Origin of the sequence: Swingsia samuiensis (assembly GCF_006542355.1) — a bacterium.
In the GTDB taxonomy this organism is placed as follows: Bacteria; Pseudomonadota; Alphaproteobacteria; order Acetobacterales; family Acetobacteraceae; genus Gluconobacter; species Gluconobacter samuiensis.
The window spans coordinates 277,501-291,760 of record NZ_CP038141.1; the positions used below are offsets into that span (position 1 = coordinate 277,501).

At 45.3% G+C, this 14,260-nt stretch carries 18 protein-coding genes and 1 other RNA gene (1 of these 19 cut by a window edge); 10 read left to right on the top strand and 9 right to left on the bottom strand.

Annotated features, from left to right (window positions below; genetic code table 11):
• The 5 genes from E3D00_RS01275 to E3D00_RS01295 all read right to left on the bottom strand — a co-directional run.
• On the bottom strand, positions 1 to 29 hold the 5' end (the start) of the coding sequence (locus E3D00_RS01275) for a TIGR00282 family metallophosphoesterase (protein WP_141459225.1). The gene continues 787 nt to the left of window position 1, outside the view; 29 of the gene's 816 nt are visible here — the first part of the coding sequence; the start codon lies at positions 27 to 29; its stop codon lies beyond the left edge, outside the window.
• Positions 30 to 60: 31 nt separating this feature from the next.
• Positions 61 to 549, bottom strand: a complete 489-nt coding sequence (locus E3D00_RS01280) for a 5-formyltetrahydrofolate cyclo-ligase (protein WP_246091456.1) — start codon at positions 547 to 549, stop codon at positions 61 to 63.
• Between the two features lie 72 nt (positions 550 to 621).
• A non-coding RNA gene (gene ssrS, locus E3D00_RS01285) (6S RNA) lies at positions 622 to 778 on the bottom strand.
• Positions 779 to 815: 37 nt separating this feature from the next.
• Positions 816 to 1,160: a cell division protein ZapA gene (locus E3D00_RS01290; protein WP_141459228.1), complete on the bottom strand. Its 345-nt coding sequence runs from the start codon at positions 1,158 to 1,160 to the stop codon at positions 816 to 818.
• 4 nt (positions 1,161 to 1,164) lie between these two features.
• Positions 1,165 to 1,401, bottom strand: a complete 237-nt coding sequence (locus E3D00_RS01295; protein ID WP_141459230.1) for a hypothetical protein — start codon at positions 1,399 to 1,401, stop codon at positions 1,165 to 1,167.
• Here E3D00_RS01295 and E3D00_RS01300 point away from each other — a divergent pair.
• Together E3D00_RS01300 and E3D00_RS01305 are read left to right on the top strand one after the other, a co-directional pair.
• On the top strand, positions 1,400 to 1,870 hold the full coding sequence (locus tag E3D00_RS01300) for a hypothetical protein (protein ID WP_141459232.1): 471 nt from the start codon (positions 1,400 to 1,402) through the stop codon (positions 1,868 to 1,870). The genes E3D00_RS01295 and E3D00_RS01300 overlap by 2 nt on opposite strands.
• A complete protein-coding gene (locus tag E3D00_RS01305) occupies positions 1,867 to 2,442 on the top strand; it encodes a thiamine phosphate synthase (RefSeq protein WP_141459234.1) in 576 nt (191 codons plus the stop codon). Before E3D00_RS01300 ends, E3D00_RS01305 begins: the two co-directional genes overlap by 4 nt.
• Here the strand turns inward: E3D00_RS01305 and E3D00_RS01310 are convergent, their stop codons facing one another.
• From E3D00_RS01310 to epmA, 3 genes are all read right to left on the bottom strand, one after another.
• Complete coding sequence (locus tag E3D00_RS01310) at positions 2,443 to 3,195, bottom strand: fasciclin domain-containing protein (protein WP_141459236.1); 753 nt, start codon at positions 3,193 to 3,195, stop codon at positions 2,443 to 2,445.
• 59 nt (positions 3,196 to 3,254) lie between these two features.
• Positions 3,255 to 3,692 carry a hypothetical protein gene (locus E3D00_RS01315; protein ID WP_141462318.1) on the bottom strand — a complete coding sequence of 146 codons (438 nt, stop codon included), beginning with the start codon at positions 3,690 to 3,692 and terminating at the stop codon, positions 3,255 to 3,257.
• Positions 3,693 to 3,787: 95 nt separating this feature from the next.
• Complete coding sequence (epmA, locus tag E3D00_RS01320) at positions 3,788 to 4,783, bottom strand: EF-P lysine aminoacylase EpmA (RefSeq protein ID WP_141459238.1); 996 nt, start codon at positions 4,781 to 4,783, stop codon at positions 3,788 to 3,790.
• Positions 4,784 to 4,837: 54 nt separating this feature from the next.
• Here epmA and E3D00_RS01325 point away from each other — a divergent pair, with 54 nt between their 5' ends.
• From E3D00_RS01325 to E3D00_RS01360, 8 genes are all read left to right on the top strand, one after another.
• Positions 4,838 to 5,893, top strand: coding sequence for a lysine-2,3-aminomutase-like protein (locus E3D00_RS01325; protein ID WP_141459240.1), 1,056 nt, complete (start codon positions 4,838 to 4,840; stop codon positions 5,891 to 5,893).
• An 83-nt stretch (positions 5,894 to 5,976) separates the two neighbouring features.
• Positions 5,977 to 6,543, top strand: a complete 567-nt coding sequence (gene efp, locus E3D00_RS01330; RefSeq protein ID WP_141459242.1) for an elongation factor P — start codon at positions 5,977 to 5,979, stop codon at positions 6,541 to 6,543.
• 3 nt (positions 6,544 to 6,546) lie between these two features.
• Positions 6,547 to 7,374, top strand: coding sequence for an inositol monophosphatase family protein (locus E3D00_RS01335; protein WP_141459244.1), 828 nt, complete (start codon positions 6,547 to 6,549; stop codon positions 7,372 to 7,374).
• 65 nt (positions 7,375 to 7,439) lie between these two features.
• On the top strand, positions 7,440 to 8,204 hold the full coding sequence (locus E3D00_RS01340) for an OmpA family protein (protein ID WP_141459246.1): 765 nt from the start codon (positions 7,440 to 7,442) through the stop codon (positions 8,202 to 8,204).
• A gap of 19 nt (positions 8,205 to 8,223) precedes the next feature.
• Positions 8,224 to 9,363 (top strand): flagellar motor protein MotA, encoded by a 1,140-nt coding sequence (locus E3D00_RS01345; RefSeq protein WP_141459248.1) that lies wholly within the window; start codon positions 8,224 to 8,226, stop codon positions 9,361 to 9,363.
• 9 nt (positions 9,364 to 9,372) lie between these two features.
• Positions 9,373 to 10,374 carry a peptidoglycan -binding protein gene (locus E3D00_RS01350; protein ID WP_141459250.1) on the top strand — a complete coding sequence of 334 codons (1,002 nt, stop codon included), beginning with the start codon at positions 9,373 to 9,375 and terminating at the stop codon, positions 10,372 to 10,374.
• A gap of 85 nt (positions 10,375 to 10,459) precedes the next feature.
• Positions 10,460 to 12,262, top strand: a complete 1,803-nt coding sequence (gene lepA / locus E3D00_RS01355; RefSeq protein ID WP_141459252.1) for a translation elongation factor 4 — start codon at positions 10,460 to 10,462, stop codon at positions 12,260 to 12,262.
• A 6-nt stretch (positions 12,263 to 12,268) separates the two neighbouring features.
• A complete protein-coding gene (locus E3D00_RS01360; protein WP_141459254.1) occupies positions 12,269 to 13,693 on the top strand; it encodes a glycosyltransferase family 2 protein in 1,425 nt (474 codons plus the stop codon).
• Here E3D00_RS01360 and E3D00_RS01365 read toward each other — a convergent pair.
• Positions 13,663 to 14,208, bottom strand: a complete 546-nt coding sequence (locus tag E3D00_RS01365) for a biliverdin-producing heme oxygenase (RefSeq protein ID WP_141459256.1) — start codon at positions 14,206 to 14,208, stop codon at positions 13,663 to 13,665. The genes E3D00_RS01360 and E3D00_RS01365 overlap by 31 nt on opposite strands.
• Positions 14,209 to 14,260 lie beyond the last annotated feature (52 nt).

Genomic DNA, 14,260 nt, shown 5'->3' on the forward strand with positions numbered 1-14,260 from the left:
ACAATATCGCCTAAAAACAGAATTCTCAATCTGGAACCTTTCAACAAACCATTACGTCTATTATTTAACCTGTATCGTTTCCCGTTCTGTAATAATTACCGATAGAGGAATATCGTATTCGTCTATCGGCACACTATTTACTTCCTGAAAAGAAAAACCGTAGCCTACTGTCATAACATTCGATTGTGTCAAAGTCCGGTCGTAATAACCGCCTCCGTAACCCAAACGATACCCTTTGCGGTCAAACGCCAAAAACGGAACTAATACGACATCCGGTTGCATCACACGCCCTTCTGGGTATTGCGTTCCATACAGACCATCTAACATTTTTGAATTTTTGGTCCATTGCCTGAAAATCAGCGGAAAGCCCTTCTTGGGGGTTTCAGGCAAAACGACAATTTTTCCCATCTCTTCCAATTGAGAAATCAACCAACGCAAATCAATTTCTTCTGGAAGAGGCCAAACTGCTGCAATAATCTGGAAATCATACACCAACAACGATTGAATAAGCCGCTGTAATAAAGCTTGCTCGCTCTCAAGAGAAAACATTTGCTTTCTCTTAACGGCCATAACTTTTCGTAAATCTTTTTTTGGGGAAAGTATCATTTAACAAATCAATAAAATGGAGCCACCAAAGCCGTTGGTTTGTTCAGCCCTCCTAGACCTGCAAGTGCAGGTGGGCGCCGGTTAACATGACCACGGCCACGACAGAGCCAGCTCCCTAAGGAATGCTTATCGGCCCGGGGGTTGATATACCTGACGCACCAGGCAGCTCCATCTTCATATTAGCAAAGCGCGCACGTTAATCAATATGATTAATTTTCACTCTCAATTTGTTGCGCTAAAAGTTCAGCTTTGTTCGCTAGATTTGACAGTCTGTCATTATTTTTAGCAGAGGCTTGCAACGCTTTTTGAGCCGTTTCAACGGTCTTCATCACTTCATCTGAAAGTGGTTTATTTTTCAACTCATAGATTTCATCTGCCATGAGCAAAGCTGCCATCACCAGCGTTTTAGATTCGCTCGTAACCCCGCCAAAGTTACGGGCCTTTTGCAGCCAACCTTCAACCTGACGCACCATAGCGTATAAATGGTGCTCCTCTCCGTCTTGGCAGCCTACATTATAAACATACCCATTTAACCGTATGGAAACTTGCCCCATCGAATTACCTTTCCTGTGGTTCAACCACGTTACGGATACGAACACACAAAGCATCAATTCCTGCGGCAAGCGCTGAAATTTCTGGCAAAGAAACAACTTCGTTTGCTACATCTTGTTTCTTCTTGGCTTCCTGCTTCTGTAACGCAACAGTAACCCGAATTAAGGCTTCCTCAAGACGATCTATCGTTTTATTATCAGACACCAGCCCTACATCTTTATTCAAAGCGCCTACGTCTCCCATGTCATTATACACTGACGAAAAAGCCAATACTTCCCTAACGCATAATATTCAACAGCAAAGACCGGAACATCTCTTTGCGTCAAGAAATAATCCAAGACAGATTTTCTGTATTTCGAATTTGTCTGAAAAAATATGGCTTTATAATAATATAACTCACTCAGAATTCTTACTCATCTCTCCTCTTAATGCGGGAGCAAGCTTTGGTATTCCATGGTGGCTATCCGTTACGCAGGAGCATAAACACCACTCCATCCTCGACTGCGGCTCTTCTGCAGCCCTAGCCCATATCGCTCTCAGTGAAGGAATCGGTTTCGTCGTTTGCTTCGCTGCCTCAAAACAGATTAGATCTTTACAAACAGATCATAATTTTCGAACACGAATCTTAACATCACGACCTCCTTCCCAACCGATCAGCCCTCAAACGTCTACTTGTCCGTCCTCATTCAAGAAAGCCTCCTCACGACCATGACAGCATTTGACCTATATCCAACTTTACCGCTCCATTATGAAATTAAAGATGCGTTAAAATTTTTACCTCCTCTTCTCTCATCTCCAAATGTCTCTGCCTTAAGATTGTCTTTTTCAACGCCACTAACGGAGGATCATTTCTTTCAATTACGAGATATTCTTCACCAAAATGATGTCGCCTTAATTCTTGATATTGGTGAAAATAAAAGCCCATCCATTCCGCCCTACATTTATAAAAGCCTTGACGGCCTCCATTCGTCTCTTGCTCAAAATATACAGCATCTTCGCAAAACAACCCCGGAAAATATACAACTCGGTTGTTTTTGCCATACACGCGATGAAGCTATGCAGGCGGGGGAATCTGGAGCCGACTATATTTCTTTTGGGTTAAATAATTTGGATTTAATCAAATGGTGGGGAAGTGTAATGGAGCTCCCCACAGTTGCCGAGGCAATCACGTCAACGAAAGATGCAATCAATGCAAAAACTGCCCAAGCTGACTTTCTATCTTTTGCATTAGAGTTTGACGGAAAAGATACAGATAAACTGTCCCATATCCTTTCCGCCACCTAATTATTTCACGTGAGAGATAGGTAACAATGCACCTTGAGTGAAATATAGAACACCATTCGATTGAGGGAACGAATGCCCCCAAAGCTTCGATACTTGACCCGCAGGGTTATTTAAAAACAACTCGCCTGTCTGTGGGTCTTCATGAACACTCAAAACCGTTCCGTACAGGGTTTTTAGCCCTACTCCCTGTCCCTTTCTACGAGCAATCGCTTTTCTAAGGGCTTTTTCATCCCATTTTCCTGAAACGATTGTATAACCAAGAATAGAAGTAAGTTGCCCTTTCATTGCTGGCGTCATCAAGCCACCGCGCCACCGAGCAGACATATCTTCCATGGCTTTATTCGGAATAGCAAAAACGGTAATCGGGCCAGGGCCTGTAATCCACGGCACCAAACCAGTATATTTTAATGCCGCAAAATAATCTGCCAACTCAACAGATGCACCAATATTTTCATCTAATGGACGATCTTCGTAAGAAGGACTTGGTGGACGATGATAAGCAACAATCGTGTTCGGTTCACCGTTTTTAGACGGCGTATAAGCTTGAGTCACCGTATCTGGCATATACCGCATTTTTGTACTGCTATGCGTCTCAAAACTATCTTGATAATTATGTGACCAGTCCGTCCCGTGCCAATCTGACTTATGGCAGGCGGCTAACGCAAGCCCCAACAAGAGCCCGCTTCCCAATCTAAGATGTTTACTAGACATCACATTCCGGAAAGAAGATGAAAAAGCGAATCGCTGAGGCATGTTTCGTTTTACCGCCCTAAATAAAATAAGATGTGTTCTTTGACCTAAAGGGAATGCATTCAGCACCCATTCCCTCTCATAGTCCACCCAATTACACGATCATTCACAAGCTCAAAAGTAGTTTGACAGCTTGTATTATAGTATGTGGGAGGAATTCCGCCACTCCATCCCATACCGGGGCCACCACCCCAGCCCCAGCCGGGACCTCCTCCCCAGCCCCAACCAGGACCACCGCCCCAGCCGTAACTATCCCAACCATACCCCATCCCGATGCTACCCGGAGAATACTGAGTTTCGTTATCAATATATGCTAAGAAAGAGTGTCCTTGCGCTTGATAGCTTTTTGAAGGAACTCCAAACTCGCGCACAATATCGACCTCACTTTTCCCAACCATCGAATTGAGAACTTGCTTTTGCTGCACGGTCGGAATGTCACATGCAGACAATGTCAAAAAAGACATTAGAAACAACAACTGCGTCTTCTTTGCTAACGTCATCTGATGCTTTAAAAATGTCACCAATCAACTCTCCAAACGAAGATAGAGCAAATTACTATCACCAATAGATTATTCTTTTGTAAATCTCTTATTGCTTAAAGTAACCACAAAACATCTCGAATTGATGGCGCTCCTGTGGCCAACATCACCAAGCGGTCAAACCCCAAAGCGATGCCAGAGCATGGAGGGAGTGCCTCTAAAGATTTCAAAAAAGCTTCGTCTAAGGGCCAATCCTGATCAGAATGGATCCTTAATCGATGCGCGCGATCTTTTTCAAAACGCTCTTTTTGTTCTTGAGAATCTGTTAATTCTTCAAACGCATTCGCTAACTCTATTCCACCAATATAAAGTTCAAAACGAAGCGCCACACGAGAATCAGTTGGATCTTTCTTTGATAACGCAGCCTGTTCAACCGGCCAGTGCGTTAAAAAAGTTGGCTTCTCTCGTCCAATACGCGGCTCAATACGCTCTAATAAGAGACGAAAAAACAGCTCCTCCCATGTTTCACCTGTTCTTAATCTGATTCCAGCCTGCTTCGCGAGCACATCGGCATCCCCATCTGTTGCAAGGATATCCAATCCCACATAACGCAAAAATGCATCTTGTACGGTTACGCGTTCAAAAGGAGCATCCAAACTAATCCACTGCCCCTCTCGATAAACACGTTCAGGAAGCAATGCCTTAACAAACGCCTCTGTTTCTTCCATCAAACCATCAAGATTTACATAAGGCGCATACCACTCCAGCATTGTAAATTCTGGCGCATGAGTATTGCTTGCCTCTCCGTTGCGCCACACCCGGGCCAACTGATAAATTGGCAATTTCGTTGCAGCTACAATGCGTTTCATCGCAAATTCTGGGCTGGTATGTAAAAACCGGGGTTCATGACGGCCATCCGGTGTTTCCAGTTCCGTCTTAAAGCACCGAAGATGTACTTCTTCCCCCGGCGTGCTCACAGCATAGGGGGTCTCAACCTCTGTGTACCCACGCTGATCAAAAAATGAACGCGTTGCTCGCATCATATGAGCGCGTTGCTGCAAAAGCGGCAGGCGATCAGCAATTAATTTTGTATCAAACGATATCTGAGCCATATAAATCAAAACATCCTGTTGCCTTAAAAGGCATACCAGCGTTAGAGCGTCTGTATGCAGGATACGGCTAAAAACACGATAAAGCGACACGTCTTACGCACAACGTCAGATCTTATTGACGCAGGCTTAGTCCCAGCATCATCGCGTGATCACCTTGAAGCTGTGAGTAAACATTATGCCACTGCTATCCCACCCGCCTTTCATGATCTGATATCCACACCGGATGATCCGATCGGAAAACAGGTTATCCCAAGTGTTTATGAACTCGAGACACAACCTCACGAGACCATTGACCCTATCGGAGATGAAGCCCTCTCACCCGTTAAAGGAATTGTGCACCGATATGAAGATCGGGCACTCTTAAAGCCGCTTCTTATTTGCCCGCTTTATTGCCGTTTTTGTTTCCGCCGCGAGCATGTCGGACCAGATGGCGGCCTTCTCACAGAAGCTGAACTTCAAAGTGCCTTTGATTGGATCCGATCTCATAACGCCATCCGGGAAATTATCCTTACCGGTGGCGACCCTCTGATGCTCGCACCACGGCGTTTATCGCATATCGTACAAACCTTATCAGCCATTCCCCATATTGAAACGATTCGTATCCACTCACGTGTGCCTGTCGCTTCTCCTGAACGCATAACTCCAGAACTTCTGGATGCTCTTGAAACAGATCGCTCTATGTGGGTCGTTGCTCACATAAATCACGCACGAGAAATCACCCCTCACGCACAAACAGCGATCCGCTCCATTCTCGCACGCGCCATTCCGGTTCTCTCACAATCCGTTCTCTTACGCGGCGTGAATGATACAATCCAAGACCTAGAGACCCTTCTTAGAACTCTTGTAAAAATACGTATAAAACCTTATTATTTGCATCATCTTGATGCTGCTCCCGGAACAAGCCATTTCCATGTTCCGATTGAAGAAGGAAAAGCTCTCTTAGCCAACCTCAGAGGAAGAGTAACAGGGCTCGCTTGGCCCACTTACGTTTTAGATATCCCTGGGGGCAAGGGGAAAGTGCCCATCGGTCCTGACTATCTTTTACCCAAACAGAACCATGAAAAAAACAGAGTCAAATCCCCAAAAGGAGATATTTCTGACTTTGTCTAGCTTGCCGAAATCCCCTTAGCAGCGCTAGAAACCCATTAAGACATCACACACTGTTCTTTATTTTTTAAATCAGGAAGCCCTAAATGAAACAACAAGCCAATCTTATTCGCGCAGGCCAAGTTCTTGAACATGATGGCCGTCGTTGGACCGTTCTAAAACAACAGATCATTACTCCCGGGAAAGGTGGTGCGTTCATTCAGGTTGAAATGCGTGACCTTAAGACTGGGAACAAAACCAATGAACGCTGGAGAACAGCAGACAGCGTTGAACGCCTGATCACAGAAGATAAAGACTACACCTATTCTTACATGGATGGCGATAACATCGTTCTGATGGACCCTGAAACATTCGAACAGGTTATTCTGCCTTCAGATATCCTTGGTGACCAGCTTCCATTCCTGCAAGACAATATGGAATTAAGTGTGAAATTGGTTGAAGGTGATGCTGTTGGTGTTTCTCTTCCACCTCAAGTAACACTTGAAATTGCAGAAGCTGACCCCGTTGTTAAAGGCCAAACAGCTTCTTCTTCCTATAAGCCTGCACTGCTTTCCAACGGTGTTAAAACACTTGTTCCTCCTTTTATTGAAGCTGGTGAACGCATCGTCGTTCGGACCGAAGATGCTTCTTATGTCGAACGCGCCAAGGACTAAGTAATGCGCCTTTCCCCGCATATGGCCGTTATGCAAAATGCTGCACAAAAGGCGGCTCGCCGCCTTTTGCGTGATTTTACAGAGGTCGAACAACTTCAGGTTAGCATTAAAGGCCCGGGGGACTTCGTCTCTCAGGCTGATATGCGTGCTGAATCTATCATTCGTGAAGAACTCGCTCGAGCACGTCCTGGATATGCCTTCCTCATGGAAGAAAGTGGAAGCTCCGGTGGAGAAAACTGGACTTGGCGATGGATTGTTGATCCATTAGATGGCACCAGCAACTTCCTCCACGGCATTCCACACTGGGCCATTTCAATTGGATTGCAACGCCGCCATACCGATGGTTCTGTCGAACTGGTTTCCGGCCTTGTTTATAACCCTGTCTCCAATGAAATGTTCTGGGCCGAAAAAGGCATTGGCGCCTTCTTAAATGAACGTCGCCTCCGCGTTTCTGCTCGCCGCAATATGAACGAAGCCGTTTTCGCTACCGGCATTCCTTTTGCAAAAGTACCGAGCCATCAACGCATGCCTTTTGCACGCGTGCTTGGCGCTCTTATGCCGCAAGTCGCAGGGATACGCCGCTTTGGCGCCGCAGCTCTTGACTTGGCTTGGGTTGCCGCAGGGCGATATGAAGGTTATTGGGAATTTGGCATCAAACCATGGGATTGTGCCGCAGGTTTGGTTATCGTTCGAGAAGCTGGCGGACACGCCACAGATCCGGACGGTAAGGAAATCCACGACCTACCAGATGACGTTAACGTTGTCGCAGGTAATGCAAACCTTCACTCTCCTCTTCGTTCTCTTGTTCACGAAGCTCTTAACCGCGAATAATTAACAGATTATGTCCTCTTGCCCATTGCGAGAGGACCAATCTTTTGGATAGGATCGTTCTTACAATGACACAGCAGATCCTTTACCCCCTCTCCCTTGCAGCTCTATTAACCTGCTTCTCAGCCGCTCCTGCGCTTGCTCAAGTGAGCAGCAACCTCGATAATCTGCCCAAAGGGACCTCTACCGAGCCGGCTAAGCATACTACATCAAAAAAATCTCATACTTCGACGTCACATAAAACGACGCATCATTCAGGCTCAGCCACGCCTCATGCGTCACATTCAACACCGACGCCCGCTAAAGAGCAGCACAACTCACCATCGTCTCAAAAAAGACAACCTATTCCTTCTGTCCCACAGGCTCCACCGCCTCCTGTTGTCATCCCACCGCCATTTGTGCCGGTACAGATCCACCCTCCCGTACCGCCCGAAAATATTAAAGCTGTTGCGAATGCTCAAACGCATGTCATTCAGATTCCAGATGACAAGCTGCGTGTTACTTTTTCATCCGAAAGTTCAGACTTCAACGACGCAGCTATAAAAGCCATCCAAAATTATGGGGCCACCTTAAAAGAAGAACCTGAAAAGCGTATTATCCTTGTCGCTTATGCTACGCTGCCGGGGGATGATATCTCCATGCCTCGTAGAATTGCGCTTGCCCGCGCTTTAGCCCTTCGCTCTATTCTTATTCAAAGTGGCATTGCCACCACGCGCATTTATCCTCGCGCTATGGGACGGCCAACGCCAGGGGATACCAACCCTCCTGATCGAGTAGAAGTCTTTACCGAAAGCAATCCTTCTCCCTCAGCTCCTGAGCATTCCTCTCCATAATATCCCAAGGTATAACGCTGTGACACGTCCCACCACATTCCTACTTCGTATGGGTGTCTTTTTAGCAGCCGTTGCTCTTATTGCAGCCTCTATGGCTACAACACTTCTTCACGCCTTTAATGCCAATCCTAAACTCGATGTGGTTATTATTGGTGTCTTATGCCTTGGAATTATTTGGAATCTACGCGTTGTTCAGCGGCTCATGCCTGAAGTCAAATGGGTTGAAACGCTCAAACAATCTCGCCCCGGTCTAAGCACCCCAAAACCGCCACGCTTGCTTGCCCCAATGGCAAGCATGTTGGCAGCCCGCAACCGTACAGACCGTTTATCTCTTTCGCCTCAAACCACTCAAGCCATGCTGGACAGCTTGTCCTCACGGCTTGATGAAAGCCGGGAAATTTCCCGGTATATGACCCAACTTCTTATATTTCTTGGACTGCTGGGGACATTTTATGGGCTGCTTCTTACCGTAAGTTCCATTGCCTCCGTCATCGGTGGGATGTCGGCAGGTAATGGTGATCTGGATCTGATGTTTAATCAGTTAAAAACAGGTCTTGCTGGCCCCTTAGCCGGAATGTCTACAGCCTTTTCAGGCTCCATGTTCGGGCTGGCAGGAGCATTGGTCCTTGGGTTTTTAGATCTAACCGCCGGACAAGCTCAAACACGCTTCTTTAACGAACTCGAAGAATGGCTTGCAGGGCTTACGCGTGTCAGCGCAGGAATGGCTATTGATCATGATGGCGCCCCCATTCCAGCGTATGTACAAGCTTTATTGGAACAAACGGCTGAAAATCTGGAAACACTCCAAAATGCTGTTTCACGAAGTGAAGAAGCCCGAGTTAGAGAAGTTCAACTTCTGGATACATTGCAAGAACGCCTCCGTAGCCTGACTGATCTGATGCAAAACAATCAACAGATCATGGCAGGATCGGTCGAAACACAAAAAACGCTTGCGCAACTTCTTTCACAAATGACTGATTCTGGACAACCGGGCTCACAGGGAACATCTCTTCTTCGTATTGAAAGCTATTTGGCACGGCTTGTGGAAGATGTGCAAAAGGGCCGTGCTCAGACAACAGGTGAGATCAGAAATGACTTACGACTGCTTGCTCGAACCATCGCCGCCTCATCCAACACTGCATCTTCTAACGGACAATAAGGCTTCGCCATGGCCCGCCGCAAACGTCACTCCCATAATAGCCTTGATGCGTGGCCCGGATATGTGGACGCACTGTCGACACTACTCATGGTCGTTACGTTTGTTTTATTAGTCTTTGTGATTGGGCAACAATTTTTATCCATTTCTTTAGCTCGGCGAGAGAAAGCTATGGATACACTACAAAAACAGATTGCCGAGCTGTCTCATACCTTATCGATGACAGAAGATAAAAACCGGGCTCTTTCTTCAAGTGTTTCAAATTTAACGCAAGAAAAACAACATAATGAAAGCCTGTTAAAAGCTCTTTCGGAACAGATATCTTCTCTTAATGGGCAAGTTCAATCTAAAGATCAGGCGCTTGCTGCATCCGATAGTAAAAACCAAGATCAAAATAATAAAATCTCTGATCTACAAAACCAAATCCAAGAACTAACCAAGCAATTACAAGCGATTAGCAATGCTTTGGAGCTTGAAAAAAAGAATGAGCAAACAAAAGATACGCAAATCCAAGATTTGGGTAACAAACTTAATATTGCACTTGCCAACAAAGTTAACCAACTTCAACGCTATCGCTCTGAGTTTTTTGGCCGCCTTCGAGACATTTTGAAAAACCAAAAAGGCGTCAATATCGTTGGTGATCGATTTATCTTTCAATCTGAAATTCTTTTTCCTCAAGGGAGTGCTGATCTCACCCCTGAAGGTAAGAATGAAATCACCACCCTAGCCAAGACATTTAAACAAGTAGCGCAAACCATTCCTCAGGATGTTCCCTGGATTTTACGAGTTGATGGCCATGCGGATAAACAACCTATACACACGGCTTTTTCTAGCAATTGGGAGCTTTCGTCTGAGCGGGCCATTACCGTTGTAAAGCTTCTTATTTCCCAAGGGGTCGATCCCAAAAGGCTCGCGGCAACAGGTTTTGCAGATTATCAGCCTCTTGAAACCGCTAACACTCCAGAGGCTTATGCGCGTAACCGTCGAATCGAATTTCGGTTAACGGACCGATAGAATTCTTGGCTTATTTTTTCTAAAATCATCTCTGCGATACGCAGATATGCTGACATTCTCATAATAATCTCGTATGTAGTCACACATGACCAATACCCCGCTCTCTCTTATTCGCAATTTCTCGATCATTGCTCATATTGATCACGGAAAATCCACGCTCGCTGATAGGCTCATACAAGCCTGTGGAGCTTTAACCGAGCGTGAAATGAAAGCTCAAGTTCTCGATTCTATGGAGCTTGAGCAAGAGCGCGGGATCACGATTAAAGCCCAGACCGTTCGCCTCACTTACCCAGCCAAAGATGGCAAAGTATATGTCTTGAACCTTATGGATACGCCAGGCCATGTTGACTTCGCTTATGAAGTCAGCCGTTCTCTGGCTGCGTGTGAAGGCTCTTTGCTGGTGGTCGATGCATCTCAAGGGGTAGAAGCACAGACATTAGCGAACGTTTATCAGGCCATTGATGCCAACCATGAAATTGTTCCTGTTTTAAACAAGATTGATCTCCCCGCGGCTGAACCAGAACGTGTAAGAGCTCAGATTGAAGATGTCGTCGGCATTCCTGCCGATGATGCTGTAGAGATCAGCGCAAAAACGGGCTTAAATATTGAGGGCGTTCTTGAGGCACTGGTTCAACGCCTCCCTGCTCCTAAAGGTGAAAGAGACGCTCCTCTTCAAGCTCTTCTCGTTGATAGCTGGTATGACCCATATCTCGGGGTGATTATTCTTATCCGCGTGATGAACGGAACTGTTAAGCGTGGAGATCGTATCCGGATGATGCAAACTGGATCAACCTACCATGTTGATCAAGTTGGTGTCTTTTTACCAAAAATGACTTCCGTTGATGAGCTAGGCCCGGGCGAAATGGGCTACATCAACGCCGCTATCAAAACTGTTGCGGACGTTGCTGTCGGCGATACCGTCACACTTGATCGGAAACCTGCTGAAAAAGCCCTTCCAGGATTTAAACCATCCATTCCTGTTGTCTGGTGCGGACTCTTCCCTATTGATGCTGATGATTTTGACAAGCTTCGTGATAGTTTAGGGAAGCTTCGTCTCAATGACGCATCGTTCCACTTTGAAGCTGAGAGTTCAGCCGCCCTTGGTTTTGGATTCCGTTGCGGTTTCTTAGGCCTATTGCACCTTGAAATTATTCAAGAGCGTCTCTCCCGCGAATTTAATCTGGATCTTATCGCAACAGCACCTTCTGTTGTGTACCGTATGACGCTCACAAACGGCGAAGAAGAAGAACTGCATAACCCAGCGGATATGCCAGAAACTGCTCAAATCGCTAAAATTGAAGAACCTTGGATTAAAGCCACGATCATGGTTCAAGATGAGTATCTTGGAGCTGTTTTAACGCTTTGTTCTGAGCGTCGTGGTGTGCAGGTTGATCTTACATATGTCGGCAACCGTGCTATGGCCGTTTATCGCCTTCCTTTAAATGAAGTTGTTTTCGATTTTTATGATCGGTTAAAGTCTCTCACACGAGGCTATGCATCATTTGACTATCAAGTCGATGGGTATGAGGAAAGCGACCTCGTTCGTATTTCCATTCTCGTCAACCATGAACCTGTCGATGCTCTTGCTTTCGTCGCTCACCGCAGTGTAGCTGAAACACGTGGCCGTTCTATTTGTAGCAAACTGAAAGATTTGATCCCTAAACAGCTCTTTAAAATTGCTATTCAAGCTGCCATTGGTTCAAAAGTTATAGCGCGAGAAACAATTGGCGCACTTTCAAAAGATGTTACGGCCAAATGTTACGGTGGTGATATTTCACGTAAGCGGAAACTTCTTGATAAACAAAAAGAAGGTAAGAAGCGTATGCGCCAATTTGGTAAGGTAGAGATTCCGCAAAGTGCATTCCTCGCTGCGCTAAAGATGGATTAATCTTTTATGATGAAAACAGCCGCCCTCTTATTTGTTCGTAATAACGCCAACAATATAGGATGGTGGCTGGCCCATCATATTGCACTCGGCTTCTCAACTCTTATCATTTGTGATGATCACTCTACGGATGGAACGTGGGACATCCTGTTAAATGCAAAACCTTTTTATGATCTGCGCCTTTTTCGCTCCAATCCCAACATAGAGAATATTACAGAGCGACAATTATTTTTCCAAAAAGAGGCCGTAGAGACAGGGAAAAATGAATTCGATTGGATGATTTTTCTTGCCAGCGATGAGTATCTAGATTTTAGCAATGATCTTACACTTGAAACATTTTTAGAACCACATAAAGAAAATAATATTATCCCTATTAATTGGTGCCTTTTTGGATCAAATGGACAGATAACCCCGTCCCCTCTCTCTCCTATTGAAACATTTACGTATCACGCTCCATTAGAGCATCATGACCATCGTATTGCGCGTTATTTCATTAACCCTACGGTGCAAAATACCCCTCCCTTTCCAGACCCATTTACGCATATAGACCAACCAGCAGACTGGTCGCATGCGCGTATCTTACACTTTGCGGCCGGTGATAAGACAAGCTTCTTTCAACACTGCACAGATGCCGCTCCAGCAGAAGCCTGGAAGCACTTTGACCGTAATGATATTCACGATGTCACGCCACACCGTTGGTTGAAGACAGCCCGCAACGTTGGAGCAACCATTACTCAAGCCAATTTAGCCGATTTATACTGGCGCCTGCATCAAATCAGTAAAGACCAAGACGAAAATGCTTTACACGCTTTAGGGCTTTCTCCGCTTATCTTTAATGATGACGGTCCTAATACGGCTCCTCCCAGCTTCCAGTTTTTCTCACTCGAAACCCCTTATGATCTCCTTTGGGATGCAAACAAAAACGAGCTGATTTCACCTAATATTACGTCTGACACACCGTCGAACTCCCATAAACTCATATTAGCGCTGGAGAATAATAGTCCTAGTCCGCATTTCAGTATCATTCTGTCAAAAGACATTATCCCGTCTACGTATATTCACTTTGATCAGATCCCGTCGCTTCTTAATATTATCCCTGTGAAAGTTCTCGTAAAAGAACAAGAAATAATTTGCGCCATTACAGGAAAAAATATTCAATTTAATAATAACGATATTATCTTCCATGTCCTAAATACATCTGATGACCTGTCAAATAGACTCACCCCTTTTATTCCTTTTATACAGGGCGGTCACACCCTGTCTTCTTTATTACGCGGGATAGAGCGCTCTCTTGCTCCAAATGCAACGGCACTCGGATATGCTATTGCTACTCTTCCTCAAGAAGATCTCAAACGTCTCACAGCACTTTTCCCAGGTCTCATTCCTGTCGGATTACAACCAGCTTATTCCATCTCAGATAAAGCAGATTCATAAAACAGCTCAAAAACAGCACGTGCGCCTGCTATAACATCATCCTGAAACGCCTCACCTTTATCGACCATCTGCGTTTGAATTTCAGACAAAAGCCTTGACCAGCTTCCTTTTTTTTGAGGCGCAGACAGGTAGGACGAAGGAAATCCGGCTCCCAAGCGAGATGATAAAAACTTTGCTCCTAAACGCGAACCATCAATAACATATAACCCACCAAGCGCCGCCCCTTCTTCTGTGCGACGCGCCCACCCCAAAGTCGGAGGGAAATCTGATTGTAAGGAAGCAAGATCGTGCCGTAATAACTCAGATCGACCTTCCCATTCAGGTAAATTCTGAAAAGATTTAAGCCAGTTTTCAACCAATGGTAATACTTTAGCATGAGCTTTCAAAAAGCTAATATATGATATTTTACTCTCTAAATTATAATGAGAAAACGCCTCATCAACACGTTCATGTGCAGCTCTGGTTGTAACTCTTAAGCGAGTTAACGCTTCATTTTTATGCTCTATTAAATTCACTTAAATATTTCCTCATTTAGCAACTGCTCTAACATAATTTCGTATTATTTTT